At 42.2% G+C, this 14049-nt stretch carries 7 protein-coding genes and 2 pseudogenes; 8 read left to right on the top strand and 1 reads right to left on the bottom strand.

Annotated features, from left to right (window positions below; genetic code table 11):
* Positions 1 to 138: 138 nt before the first annotated feature.
* The 4 genes and pseudogenes from H6G48_RS24915 to ppk1 all read left to right on the top strand — a co-directional run.
* Positions 139 to 504: pseudogene (locus tag H6G48_RS24915) on the top strand (hypothetical protein); the annotation flags it as partial.
* 128 nt (positions 505 to 632) lie between these two features.
* Entirely contained in the window at positions 633 to 6320 is a 5688-nt protein-coding gene (locus H6G48_RS24910) for a Calx-beta domain-containing protein (RefSeq protein WP_190723749.1), read from the top strand.
* Between the two features lie 146 nt (positions 6321 to 6466).
* A complete protein-coding gene (locus tag H6G48_RS27000; RefSeq protein WP_277925745.1) occupies positions 6467 to 6592 on the top strand; it encodes a hypothetical protein in 126 nt (41 codons plus the stop codon).
* Between the two features lie 622 nt (positions 6593 to 7214).
* Positions 7215 to 9383 (top strand): polyphosphate kinase 1, encoded by a 2169-nt coding sequence (ppk1, locus tag H6G48_RS24905; RefSeq protein ID WP_190723748.1) that lies wholly within the window; start codon positions 7215 to 7217, stop codon positions 9381 to 9383.
* A 274-nt stretch (positions 9384 to 9657) separates the two neighbouring features.
* On the opposite strand, the gene H6G48_RS24900 is transcribed toward ppk1, so the two are convergent.
* On the bottom strand, positions 9658 to 11382 hold the full coding sequence (locus H6G48_RS24900; protein WP_190723747.1) for a diflavin flavoprotein: 1725 nt from the start codon (positions 11380 to 11382) through the stop codon (positions 9658 to 9660).
* Between the two features lie 772 nt (positions 11383 to 12154).
* Between H6G48_RS24900 and H6G48_RS24895 the strand changes: the two genes are divergently transcribed.
* From H6G48_RS24895 to H6G48_RS24885, 4 genes and pseudogenes are all read left to right on the top strand, one after another.
* Positions 12155 to 12388 (top strand): hypothetical protein, encoded by a 234-nt coding sequence (locus H6G48_RS24895; RefSeq protein WP_242034772.1) that lies wholly within the window; start codon positions 12155 to 12157, stop codon positions 12386 to 12388.
* A gap of 12 nt (positions 12389 to 12400) precedes the next feature.
* Positions 12401 to 12505: pseudogene (locus H6G48_RS26685) on the top strand (CU044_2847 family protein); the annotation flags it as partial.
* Between the two features lies 1 nt (position 12506).
* Positions 12507 to 13094 (top strand): Uma2 family endonuclease, encoded by a 588-nt coding sequence (locus H6G48_RS24890; protein ID WP_190723746.1) that lies wholly within the window; start codon positions 12507 to 12509, stop codon positions 13092 to 13094.
* Positions 13094 to 13576: a S1 family peptidase gene (locus H6G48_RS24885; RefSeq protein ID WP_242034771.1), complete on the top strand. Its 483-nt coding sequence runs from the start codon at positions 13094 to 13096 to the stop codon at positions 13574 to 13576. The genes H6G48_RS24890 and H6G48_RS24885 overlap by 1 nt, the downstream gene beginning before the upstream one ends.
* Positions 13577 to 14049 lie beyond the last annotated feature (473 nt).

Here is a 14049-nt window from a genome sequence, read left to right as displayed (position 1 = left end):
TCTCAATGATGCTTCAGTTATTTCGGTTTTAGAAGAGATGTTAAAAGCCGCACTTATAGTAAATTCTTTTGAGGAGTGTAGGAAGTCTTTTAGTATCATCATAAATAAGTAGTGTGGGTAATACCTACCTTACTTAGTAAACTGTTTGAAATCATCGACAATATGATGACTTTATCCCCTGAATTACAGTCAAGCTTAGAGAGTAAAATCAAACAATTTGAGGAGGAAAGAACCATGCCTTTAATGAGTAATATGGAGTTACGAGGAATCGAACGCGGTAAAGAAATAGGCAAGGAAATTGGTAAGGAAATTGGGGTGCTAGAAAAAAGCCGCGATGCCATCAAAACAGTTTTAACTGTGCGGTTTGGAGAGATTTCTTCAGAAATTGAAGAGATAATCGGCAAAATGACTAACCCTACTATCTTAGAAGAGCTACTAAAATTAGCAGCTACCGCTAATTCTCTCGCAGAATTTAAGCAGTCTTTGGCAAAAATCAATATCTAGAAAACGGGTTTCTTAGAAAACGGGTTTCTTTGAGAAACCCGTTTTCTGTAAATTTTTGTTATAGAAACCTTGAAAAATTCGGGATTCTTTGCATAAAATAGTCGCATTAATCTTTTGCAGTTAACGTCATGACTTCTACCCTTTTGCCGAGCTTTCCTGCTGTTGACGATGTTTTGTTCAATTTTGCTCAATCTGATGGCTTGAGTCAAGCTAATCAGGTGAATAGTGCGAGAAATCAGCGTTTAACCGCTACTGTAGTTTTCCTCGATGCTGGTGTTAGCGATTATCAAAGTCTCCAAGCTGGAGTAATTCCAGAAGTCGCCACCGTTATTCTCTCTCCCAAGGAAGATGGTGTCGAACAAATCACCGCTTTTTTACAACAAAATCCCCAGATTACCACCATTCACCTGGTTTCCCATGGTGCGCCGGGGTGCTTATATTTAGGGAATTGTCAACTTAATTTAACAAATATTTACGATTACCGCCAACAGTTACAGAATTGGGCAAAGATTAATCGTATTCTACTGTACGGTTGTCAGGTCGCGGCGGGAGATGCCGGGACAGAGTTTATTAATAAATTATCCCAAATTACCGGAGCGAAAATAGCCGCTTCCAGCAGACGGGTAGGAAATGCAGCCTTAGGAGGAAGTTGGGAGTTAGAGGTGAGTTTCCCCGCGATAAAGGGAGAGAATAAAACCTTTATTGAAACCTTAGATTTGTCGGAGTTGCAGACATCTGGGGTTTTTCAGCCGGATATACTCAACACTTATCCCGGAGTATTTGCGCCCACATTAGTGGGAGTATGGGATAGATTAAGCGTTGCCTATGGGGTGACAGTAGTAGGTAACTATGCTTATGCAGTGGGGGACACTCTGGAGATTATTGATATTAGTAACCCCAGTAACCCGACTTTTAAGGGTAATTATGATATTTATGAGGGTCAAGATGTACAAATAGTCGGTAACTATGCTTATGTAGCTGATTGGGGTTCAGGACTGCAAATCATCGATATCAGCAACCCTACAACTCCCACTCTCAAGGGTAATTATGATACTTCTGGCTTGGCTTTAGGTGTACAAATAGTCGGTAACTATGCTTATGTAGCTGATGGTGGTGGTTCAGGACTGCAAATCATCGACATCAGCAACCCGACAACCCCCACTCTCAAGGGTAATTATAATACTTCTGGCTATGCTATTGATGTACAAATAGTCGGTAACTATGCTTATGTAGCTGATGGGGGTTCAGGACTACAAATCATCGACATCAGCAACCCGACAAACCCCACTTTCAAGGGTAATTATGATACTCCTGGCTATGCTAATGATGTACAAGTAGTCGGTAACTATGCTTATGTAGCTGATGATTATTCAGGACTGCAAATCATCGACATCAGCAACCCGACAAACCCCACCTTTAAGGGTAATTATAATACTTCTGGCCAGGCTTTAGGTGTACAAATAGTGGACAACTATGCTTATGTAGCTGATGGTGGTGGTTCAGGACTGCAAATCATCGACATCAGCAACCCGACAAATCCCATCTTTAAGGGCAATTATGATACTTCTGGCTATGCTAGGGATGTACAAATAGTCGGTAACTATGCTTATGTAGCTGATTGGAATTCAGGACTGCAAATCATCGACATCAGCAACCCGACAACCCCCACTCTCAAGGGTAATTATGATACTTCTGGCATTGCTTATGGTGTACAAATAGTCGGTAACTATGCTTATGTAGCTGATGCTTATTCGGGACTGCAAATCATCGACATCAGCAACCCGACAAACCCCACTCTCAAGGGTAATTATGATACTTCTGGTGGTGCTTCTGGTGTACAAATAGTCGGTAACTATGCTTATGTAGCTGATGGAGGTCCAGGACTGCAAATCATCGACATCAGCAACCCGACAAACCCCACCTTTAAGGGTAATTATAATACTTCTGGCTATGCTCGGGATGTACAAGTGGTCGGTGACTATGCTTATGTAGCTGATGATAGTTCAGGACTGCAAATCATCGACATCAGCAACCCGACAAACCCCACTCTCAAGGGTAATTATAATACTTCTGGCTATGCTTATGATGTACAAATAGTCGGTAACTATGCTTATATAGCTGATTGGGGCTCAGGACTGCAAATCATCGACATCAGCAACCCAACAAACCCCACCCTCAAGGGTAATTATAATACTTCTTATGCTTTGGACGTACAAATAGTCGGTAACTATGCTTATGTCGCTGATTTGGGTTCAGGACTGCAAATCATCGACATCAGCAACCCGACAAACCCCACTCTCAAGGGTAATTATGATACTTTTGGCCAGGCTAGGGATGTACAAGTAGTCGGTAACTATGCTTATGTAGCTGATGGGAGTGGACTGCAAATCATCGACATCAGCAACCCGACAAATCCCACTCTCAAGGGTAATTATGATACTTCTGGCTTGGCTTTAGGTGTACAAATAGTCGGGAACTATGCCTATGTAGCTGATGGGGAGGGTGGTTTAAAGATTATTGATGTAAGTGAGTTTACCAACCCACAAACTGTTACTCTTTCTATTTCTCCCAGCAGTGTTAGTGAAGATGGGACAGCTAATATGGCCTATACCTTCACCCGTAGCGGAGTAACCACCGATGCTTTAACAGTTAACTATACAGTCGGGGGGACAGCTACTTTTAGCACAGATTATACCCAAAGCGGTGCAGCAACTTTCACCAGTACCACTGGGACAGTGACTTTCGCTGCTAATGCTACCACTGCTAAAGTCACAATAGACCCCACTGCTGACACAATAGTAGAAAGTAACGAAACCGTCATTTTAACCCTCGCTGCCGGGACAGGTTATACAGTTGGGACCACCACTTCAGTGACGGGGACGATTACCAACGATGATACCAGTGTCACTCTTGCAGTTTCCCCCGCAAGCGTCACCGAAGACGGGACAACAAATCTGATTTATACCTTCACCCGTAGTGGATTAACCACTAATCCCTTAACCGTCAATTACACCCTCGGAGGGACAGCTACCCTTAATACCGACTACACTCGTACCGGGACTAATAATACAGTCACCTTCGCTGCTGGTTCATCCACTGCTACCGTCACAGTTGACCCCACTCCTGACACAATAGTAGAAAGTAACGAAACCGTCATTTTAACCCTCGCTGCCGGGACAGGTTATACAGTTGGGACCACCACTCCAGTGACGGGGACAATTACCAATGATGATACCAGTGTCACTCTTGCAGTTTCCCCCGCAAGCGTCACCGAAGACGGGACAACAAATCTGATTTATACCTTCACCCGTAGTGGATTAACCACTAATCCCTTAACCGTCAATTACACCCTCGGAGGGACAGCTACCCTTAATACCGACTACACTCGTACAGGGACTAATAATACAGTCACCTTCGCTGCTGGTTCATCCACTGCTACCGTCACAATTGACCCCACTCCTGACACAATAGTAGAAAGTGATGAGACTGTCATTTTAACTCTTGCTGCGGGGACAGGTTATACAGTAGGTACGACTACTCCAGTGACGGGAACAATTACCAATGATGATACCAGTGTCACCCTAGCAGTTTCTCCCGCAAGCGTCACCGAAGACGGGACAACAAATCTGATTTATACCTTCACCCGTAGTGGATTAACCACTAATCCCTTAACCGTCAATTACACCCTCGGAGGGACAGCTACCCTTAATACCGACTACACTCGTACAGGGACTAATAATACAGTCACCTTCGCTGCTGGTTCATCCACTGCTACCGTCACAGTTGACCCCACTCCTGACACAATAGTAGAAAGTGATGAGACTGTCATTTTAACCCTTGCTGCGGGGACAGGTTATACAGTTGGGACCACCACCCCAGTGACGGGGACAATTACCAATGTCACCCTTCCCAGTGTTACTCTTGCGGTTTCTCCTAGTAGTGTTACCGAAGATGGGACAAGTAATCTCATCTACATCTTCATGCGTACAGGAGATACAACTAATCCCTTAACCGTCAACTACAGTATTGGTGGGACAGCAACCAATGGAAACGATTACACTTTACTTCCCACCAGCGTTATCTTCGAGGCCAATTCTGCGATTGCGACTGTAATGGTTGACCCCACTCCTGACACCACAGTAGAAAACAACGAAACCGTCGCTTTAACCCTCGCTGCCGGGACAGGTTATACAATAGGTACGACCAACGCAGTTACCGGGACAATTACCAACGATGATACCAGTGTCACCCTAGCAGTTTCCCCCGCAAGCGTTACCGAAGACGGGACAACAAATCTGATTTATACCTTCACCCGTAGTGGAGTAACCACTAATTCCTTAACCGTCAACTACAGTATTAGTGGGACAGCAACCAATGGAAACGATTACACTTTACTTCCCACCAGCGTCACCTTTGCTGCTAATGCTACCACTGCTACCGTCACAGTTGACCCCACTCCTGACACCACAGTAGAAACTGATGAAACCGTAGCGTTAACCCTCGCTGCCGGGACAGGTTATACAATAGGTACTCCTGACGCAGTTACCGGGACAATTACCAATGATGATTTACCTAGTATCACTCTTGCTATCTCTCCCAGTAGTGTTACCGAAGACGGGACAAGCAATCTCATCTACACTTTCACCCGCACAGGAGATACAACTAATCCCTTAACCGTCAACTATACAGTTGAAGGGACAGCAACCAATGGAAACGATTACACTTTACTTCCCACCAGCGTCACCTTTGCTGCTAATTCAGCGACTGCTACCGTCACAGTTGACCCCACTCCTGACACAATAGTAGAAAGTGATGAGACTGTCATTTTAACCCTTGCTTCTGGGACAGGTTATACAGTTGGGACCACCACCCCAGTGACGGGGACAATTAATAATGACGACTTTTCCCAACTCTCCATCAATAATATTACCGTGGTCGAAGGCTTAGATAATAATGCCATCCTCACCGTCACAGTTGATAACCCCAATCCGCAACCAATTAGCTTCAACTATACCACTGGGCCCATTGATGCTACCGCCGATGTAGATTACACTAGCAAAACCGGAACTATCACCATTGCTGCTAATACTGCCACCGCTACTATTAGCATTCCCCTCCTCAATGATAACCTCAATGAACCTGATGAAGTCTTCACCGTCACCCTCTCCAATCCGGTTAATGCTACCATCAATCCCGAAGGAGGAATAGGAGAAGTTATCATTACTGATACTTGGCAAACCAGTCTTACTCGCACCTTACCCAACAATGTGGAAAACCTCAGACTAATTAGCAGTAATAATGTTAATGGTACGGGTAACGCTGGTAACAATAAAATCACCGGAAATAGTGGTATTAATCAAATCAATGGCGCTAACGGTGCTGATACTTTAACCGGTGGTTTAGGTGCAGATACCTTCGTCTTCCAATTTGGTCAATCTACCATATCAACAAGCGATCGTATCACAGATTTTGCCATCAATAGTGATAAAATTGACTTATTAACTCAAGCTGGAAACGCCACGAGTGCGCCTAGCAATTTCAGTCGTGCTGCTAATAGCACTGTCACCACTTTACAGAATTTAATCAATCAGGTATTTACTGATGCTAATGGAGCGATTACAGGTAATCAAGGATTAGGGGTTAATAGTGCCGCCTTAGTGCAGGTAACAACCGGTGCAATAGCTGGAACTTACCTCGTTATTAATGATAGCACGGCTGGCTTCCAATCCAGCAATGATTTATTAATAAATATCACCGGATTTACCGGTACTTTGCCAGCTTTAGGGAACATTACAGTGGGTAATTTCTTTGTTTAATTAAGTAGGCGTAGGGTGCGTTAGGCGGCTAACAATTCCGTCAAAAAAACACGCATCAACAATCCGCCGTAACGCACCACCTCTATTATTAAATCGGTGCGTTACGCTATCACGCTTCACACCCTAGGAGTAAGCGGACAATTCAAATGAACCCAACAACCGCCAATTATGATGAACCCTGGAAAGAAGCATTAAGTCACCTAGAAAACGGGTTTCTCGGAGAAACCCGTTTTCTGGACTTTAAGACAAATAAGTTGGATTTAAAGTTTTAAGGATTAAAGTTTGGTAAGTTTATTGACAAAGAGAAGCTGTCAATAAATATTGACGAATTAATTAGGGCTTGCTGAATAAATGTGAAATGTAGGCACTTCATCAGCCCGCGTCCTGTAGGGGCGAAGCATTCGGATAGAAAATCTACGGTTTCACCGATAGGTTATTGCCCGAATGCTTCGCCCGTACTTTTTGCCGCAATCCCTATATACACTAATGATTAATTGGCAATCTAATCATCATCCTTATCAAATATTCTGATTCGGTTTATTGCCTTAAGTTTGAGATGATATATTTAACAAATCGGCTCGACTTTGTGTTATAATCAAAGCAAGGCTTTAAAGACGATATTCTCAGCAAATTATGCCTATTGTTCTTCCTGGCACTCTAATTTCACTGAAAGATTAATTTAACCTTGATCTGTCGGGATTGATTTCTTAACCTTTTAATAAATTGATTTTTTCCCCGGTCAGGCTAGAATCAGTAGGATTAGCATCCAAGATAATCGGGGTAACTTTGGTTAATCTGGGGCAGTGTAGCCTAAAAAAACGCCCAAAATAGTCAAATTTAGGCTTAAGTGGCTTCTTACTAACTGTTTAATCTATTATTTAGGTATTAGACTCTATGGCTAAAGCTCCTAGCGTAACTTCCGAAATCGATCTTAAAGATTCGCAATATTACTTTAACCGAGAATTAAGCTGGTTAGAATTTAATCATCGCGTGCTTTATGAGGCACTTGATCCTCGGACTCCCCTACTGGAAAGATTAAAATTTACCGCCATTTTTTGTGCCAATCTCGACGAATTTTTTATGGTACGGGTGGCAGTTCTTAAACAACAGGTAGAGGCAAATGTAGCCGTTTTAAGTGCCGATGGCAGGACTGCCTCGGAACAGCTAACCGAGATAAGTAAACGTCTGCGTCCCCTTGTGCAACAGCAGGATCATCTTTTTGAACACACCCTGAAAAACCTCTTAGTAGAACAGGGAATTCATCTGATTAACTATGTGGATTTACATCAAGAACAGCGCAATTATCTCCATGATTACTTTGAACAAAATATTTTCCCCGTTTTAACTCCCCTAGCGGTGGATCCTAGTCATCCTTTTCCCTATATTTCTAATCTTAGTCTCAATTTAGCCGTAGTCGTTCGCGATCCCGACACCGATAAAGAACTATTTGCCAGGGTGAAAGTGCCGCAGGTTTTCCCCCGTTTTCTGGCATTATCCAAAGAATTACGCCACCAAGACGGAAAAGCTTCGATTTGGACGGGAGTGCCTCTGGAACAGGTGGTAATGCACAATTTAGAGGCACTTTTCCCCGGCATGATCATTCAAGAATGTTATCCTTTTCGGGTGACGCGCAACGCCGATATCTCCGTCGAAGAAGATGAGGCCGATGATTTATTATTAGCGATCGAGGAAGAAGTACGCAAGCGCCGCATCGGTAAATCGGCAGTACGTCTGGAAATTCACAGTTCTACTCCTAGCAATATTAAAAACCGGATCATGCGCGATCTGGGACTTGAGGAGATCGATGTTTACGATGTGGATGGACTGCTGGGACACAAAGATTTATTTTATTTTATGTCTTTACCCTGTCCCGAACTGAAAGATCCGCCTTGGAATCCTGTCACCCCAACGGTTTTACAGGGATTGCGAGAAATAGTTGACGGTAACGAAGACGGGATACTAGAACAGGATGGCGAAGATATTTTTACTTTAATTCGCAATAACGATATTCTCGTTCATCACCCTTACCATTCCTTTAGTGCCTCGGTACAACAGTTTATCGCCCAGGCTGCCCATGATGCCCATGTTTTAGCGATTAAAATGACTTTGTATCGTACTTCCGGAGATTCCCCGATTGTCAATTCCCTGATTGCAGCCGCAGAAAATGGTAAACAGGTAGCGGCGTTAGTGGAACTAAAAGCTCGCTTTGATGAGGAAAATAACATTACTTGGGCGAAAAAGCTCGAACAAGCCGGAGTTCACGTTGTTTATGGCTTAGTTGGTCTAAAAACCCATACGAAAGTGGTTCTCGTGGTCAGAAAAGAAGGGGATAAAATCCGTCGTTATTTCCATATTGGCACGGGTAATTATAACCCAAAAACGGCTAAATTATACACTGATTTGGGTTTACTTAGCTGTCGCGAGGATTTGGGGGCAGATATCACCGATTTATTTAACTTTCTGACCGGATACTCCCGTCAGCAATCCTACCGCAAACTTTTAATTGCTCCGGTGAGTTTGCGAAAACGGATGTTAGCAATGATCGATCGCGAGGCCAAAAACTGTAAAAATGGCGGTACGGGGCGCATTGTCGCAAAAATGAACTCTATTGTCGATAAACCGATTATAGAAGCCTTATACGCCGCTTCTCGTGCTGGCGTGCAGATTGACTTAATTATTCGTGGTATCTGTTGTTTACGGCCCGGATTGCCGGAAGTGAGCGAAAATATCCGAGTAATTAGCATTATCGGCCGCTTTTTGGAACATTCCCGCATTTTTTACTTCTACAATGGTGGTCAGGAGGAGGTTTATATTGGTAGCGCCGATTGGATGACGCGGAACCTGACTCGTCGCGTGGAAGCAGTGACACCCATCGATGAACCAGCGATCGCCAAGGAACTGGAAGAAATTCTCGGCATTATGTTGTCAGATAACCGGCAAGCATGGGAATTACAATCCGACGGCAGTTATATTCAGCGTCGTGCTGCCAACCAGGGACAGGAAAGCAGTACCCATGTAATTTTGATGGAAAAAGCCCTTAAATCTGCGGGTGTTAGTCAATAGGAACAGTTATCAGTTATCAGTTATCAGTTATCAGTTATCAGTTATCAGTGGGTAAGTAATCAGTGATCAGATGTGATACTAAATCCGGTTATTAAAAACTGATTATCTATTGCTCCTTTTGCCTATTGCAAGAGTGCCTATTGCCTCTCCTGATATGTAGCCTATACTCAACGGATTTAGTATGACTAACTGGTTGAGAGGTTAAACCATCTCAAAAGCTGAGAGTAAGCATCTTGATCTGTATTTTCTCAACCAGTCAAATCAAGCAAGAATCCTAATAATAATTACCGACTTTGCGATGGTGAACAGCCGTTAAACCATCAGGTTTAGAAACGCGACCATCGGCGACTTTATTGTAAACAATCCAGTGGTCAGCACATTCCATACGACTAACTACCTCACATTCTAAATAAGCGAGGGCATCGGCTAAAATTGGGGAACCATTATTAGCCGTGCGAGTATCGACTCCTGCAAAACGATCTTCCCCCGGTCCGAAACGTTTTAAAAAGTGTTTCATCAGGGTTTGATAATTGCCTTCTTCCAGAATATTTAAAATGAATTGATCCCCCACTTGCAGTAAAGACTCGATCGCCCGATCTTTGGCCACAGCAACGGTAAAACCGGGAGGATCAAAACTTGCTTGAGTCACCCAAGAAGCGACCATTGCCCCGCTTCTGTCTCCTTTCTTGGTGGTAATAATATATAGACCACTGCTAATGCGTCCGATGGCTTTATCAAGGTCAGTATCGAGGGATTTTCTTTGTTTAACTTTTACCTCTTGGGTTAATAGTTGTCCCATATCTGTCCCCGCTTCTTCACAGCGTTGATAGAGACTCTCGTTAGGAGTTTCCGCGCTACGAATGGGATCGAAAGCTTTGGTTAAGCCAACTTCACGAAACTTATTAAATAGAGGTAAAATCGGTTCATCATCATCCCCTTGAGATTCAAACATTCCGAGGTATTGTTTGGGGTTAACCGAGGCGAGAATTGTGCCTAGATTCCCCGTAATTTCTTGGGCATGAATACCAGAAACGGGGGGAGTACCGATGACGATTCCCACCGCGGAAGAAGCTAATTCTTTTACCTCTTGGGGGTCGGCGGATTTCAGGTCTAGAGTTTCTACAGCTACACCAGTTTTAGTAATACCTTTGGCAATAGATTGACAGAGGCGATCGCTATAACCATAATCGGAAACATAGAAAACTGCAACGGTTTTTTCTGCCTTAGTTTGTGCCTGACTCCAATCACGATAATGGGTCAATAATTCAGTAACATTATGTTTTAATAGCGGTCCATGACCATTAGCCACGAGATTAATATTACCTAGGGGTTCCATCCTTTTCATCGCCGCTAGTACCGAACGAGCATTAGGAGCCATTAAACATTCATAATAGAAACGATAATCCGGTTCAATAACACTTAATTGCTCATCGTAAAGATCATCGGAACAGTAGTGCATTCCGAAGGCATCACAGGTAAATAAAATTCCCGAACCGTGATCGTAGGTAAAAATAGTATCGGGCCAGTGTAAATTAGGAGCATTAACGAATTCGAGAATGTGACCGTTGCCTAGGTCTAACTGATCGCCATTTTTGACCAGTTGACGTTGAAAGGGATGATGAACTAAATTCTCTAAAAACTGAATTGCTACTTTCGACCCAACGACGGTAATATTGGGAGCGAGTTGCAATATATCTCTGACTAACCCACTGTGATCGGGTTCGGTATGACTGATAATTAAATAATCGATTTCTTGGGGGTTAATTAATCCGTTGAGACTATCAAAATATAGTTGACGGAATTTTTCGTGAGAGGTATCCACAAGGGCGATTTTTTCCCCACGAATCAGATAGGAGTTATAAGTCGTACCGTTTTGTAATCCGAATTCAATATCGAAGCGATCGCGATCCCAATCGAGGGAACGAATAGCGGTAGTGTCTGCGGTGAGATTGGCCACCTGCACGGTGAGACGTTTTGTTTTGACTGGTGTAGCAACCATCGAACCTCTCCTTATTGTTAAGTTTTTTATACTTTGTCTCTATTGTGCCACGAGAAAATTAAGTATGGAGATTTATTTTCTCAATAATTACTTATAAGTAGGGAGGCACAATTATTTGTAGGATGGGTTAGCGGTAGCGTAACATGATCGGGCGTTGGGTTTCATACTTCAACCCAACCTACGTTCATCTTATATTTAATTACACCCACCCACTTAACAGTTATCGTAAGGATTCAGGTGGGAGTCGATCGTCGATACCGAATTAGCTTATACTTCATCTTTATGATAAAAGCTCTCTAGGGGTCTGTGTGGGAAAATGGCTGTTATACAGTCCAGTCAAGTTAAATTTGACAACTAGAGAGCGCTTTTCTGCGGGAACAGAGAATTAGATAAGAAATACTAATATTTTGTCGCCATCAGCTTTTAGCTACAATTCAATTGAGTATCAAATAATCTCAGAAAAAGCCTCCAGAAAATGTAAAATCAACGATGAAAACAATCACCTCGCTGACTCAGAGCTAGAGCCTCAAGGGTTTTCCGACGGTTCGTTGGTTGAGTCTGTGTGGGAGCAAATCCTTTGGACATGAGCAATTCTGGTATCTAGGGGAACAAGAGGAATTATCTCCTAGCAGCCAGATTCAGACAAGGAAGGCTGAAAATTTGCCATGCCCCTTGCCTACACCATATTACTTGTCTTAGATGTCTGTATAATTTGCTACATTTTTAGATGCGCTTACCCTGCTAAATTCCCACAAATTGAGGTTAGGATAAAATGTCAATAAAAACCACAGAAATACAAGCCTCCGATGGTGCAAAAATTTATATGCAGTACGAAGAAAGTGATAGGGAGCAATTGCAAGCATTAGGATTTTTCGAGGATATAGAAGAAAGAACAAAAAATTTTCAAGCAGGAGTTACTAATATTGTTAATGAATATGCACAATTGTTATTAACTTTGATAAAACAGGGAGTTTCCCAAGGCAATCCACCCAGTAAGGTTACTTGAGAATTTGGGTTACAAGTAGGGGGTGAAACGGGGATTCCTTTGGTGACAAAAGGTTCAGCACAAGCTAATATTAAAGTTGCTATTGAATGGCAATTTAACCAAGATAAAGGAGGTTAGTATGCAAGTTCAAATCGAAAAACAGTATTACACACCTGAAGAATACTGTCGCCTAGAAGAAACAGCAGAATACAAAAATGAATATCTGGATGGAGAAATTATTCCTATGACGGGAGCAACAACTAATCATAATCTGATTGCTGGTAATTTTTATAAAAATTTTCCAGCTAAGATTAATAATGAAGATTATTGGGCTTTTATGAGTGATGTAAGGTTATGGATGCCAATATATCGCTTTTATACTTATCCTGATGTAATGGTGATTAAAGGCAAGCCATTATATGAGGGAAAAGGCACAAACACTGTAACTAATGCGTTAATTATTGTCGAGGTTTTGTCGAAATCAACTCGAGATTATGACCGCACTGATAAGTTTAAGTTTTATCGCTCAATTCCTGGTTTTAAGGAATATATTTTAATCGATCAATACCGTTATTATATTGAGCAATTTTATCGACAAAATGATGGGGAATGGTTATTTAAAGCATCTGAATCAGACAAGGATGTTTTAAGGTTTCATTCTGTTGATTTTCAAATGTCATTGCTGGATATTTATCAAAGAATTAATTTTGATTTAAGTGAAGAATAATGACTAAATTAAATCTCGATTATCTACAAGAATCAATGGTTAAAATCCTCAATGAAAAAGGGGATACAGTGGGTTCTGGGTTTATTATTCGAGAAGATGGTTATCTCATTACTTGTCATCACGTTATTTATCTTTTACCCTGTTTAATAGTGAATTATCAAGGGAAAGAATACGAGGCGCAATGGTGTAAAGAATATTCTAATCCAGAAGTTGATATAGCGATTATCAAGATTAAGATTGAGAATGCTAAACCTGTGAAAATTGTTAATTTTCAAGCTGGGTTAAATTCCGTAACGGTTTATGGATTTCCTAGAGAAAAAGAGAAGAATTTTCCAGAAGGATTTGATGTTAATACCGATAAAATTGCTGTTAGTGCGCCTTTAAATGTGCTTTCGACTTATCCTAATTATAAGCTTGAATATGATAATCCTTGCAAAAAATTACCTACTGATAAATCGAATTTTTTAGCTAGTGGGACTTAGGCGTTTTCGGTCAGCAAAAAAGGCTCAAACCATTACGGGACAAAGGGTTAACCTCGATTTATGATTTTCCTTGATCTATCTGGGTTTCAGCGATTTTGGGCTTCTCGAAGTAAATCCCAAGCGGGGATTGGAGTTGAGGCTTTTCTCGATTTGTTTTTTGTCTAAGTCCCACTAGGTCGGGGTGGGGGAAGTGGGGAGAAAAAAGCTGGTAAAATAACTCTAGGCAACCTTAAAAAGAATTCTTGACATCCTCACCGCCGTAAACGGACGGTGATTCCCAAACCTCACGATTTAGGTTTCTGCTTCTTTCCCGAAGGATTTTTCGCACCTGCCTTAACAGATTTACTCTGTTCTGGTCTTAGAGAACTCCATAAAAAAGATGATCCAATAGTCAAGTGGTTTGATAAGGGATTTCCACAAACCACTTTGGCAAATGGGGAAGTCGATTAATCTGTTTTTCCAACTCTGCCATT

The sequence above is a fragment of the Microcystis flos-aquae FACHB-1344 genome (assembly GCF_014698375.1).
In the GTDB taxonomy this organism is placed as follows: Bacteria; Cyanobacteriota; Cyanobacteriia; order Cyanobacteriales; family Microcystaceae; genus Microcystis; species Microcystis aeruginosa.
This window is presented reverse-complemented; position numbering and strand designations above follow the sequence as displayed.

What these genes read in the sequence shown, in the direction of transcription:
- H6G48_RS24900 (WP_190723747.1), bottom strand. Translation starts at nt 11,382, where the DNA reads ATGGTTGCTACACCAGTCAAAACAAAACGTCTCACCGTGCAGGTGGCC.
- H6G48_RS24910 (WP_190723749.1), top strand. Translation starts at nt 633, where the DNA reads ATGACTTCTACCCTTTTGCCGAGCTTTCCTGCTGTTGACGATGTTTTG.
- ppk1 (WP_190723748.1), top strand. Translation starts at nt 7,215, where the DNA reads ATGGCTAAAGCTCCTAGCGTAACTTCCGAAATCGATCTTAAAGATTCG.
- H6G48_RS24885 (WP_242034771.1), top strand. Translation starts at nt 13,094, where the DNA reads ATGACTAAATTAAATCTCGATTATCTACAAGAATCAATGGTTAAAATC.
- H6G48_RS24895 (WP_242034772.1), top strand. Translation starts at nt 12,155, where the DNA reads ATGTCAATAAAAACCACAGAAATACAAGCCTCCGATGGTGCAAAAATT.
- H6G48_RS24890 (WP_190723746.1), top strand. Translation starts at nt 12,507, where the DNA reads ATGCAAGTTCAAATCGAAAAACAGTATTACACACCTGAAGAATACTGT.
- H6G48_RS27000 (WP_277925745.1), top strand. Translation starts at nt 6,467, where the DNA reads ATGAACCCAACAACCGCCAATTATGATGAACCCTGGAAAGAAGCATTA.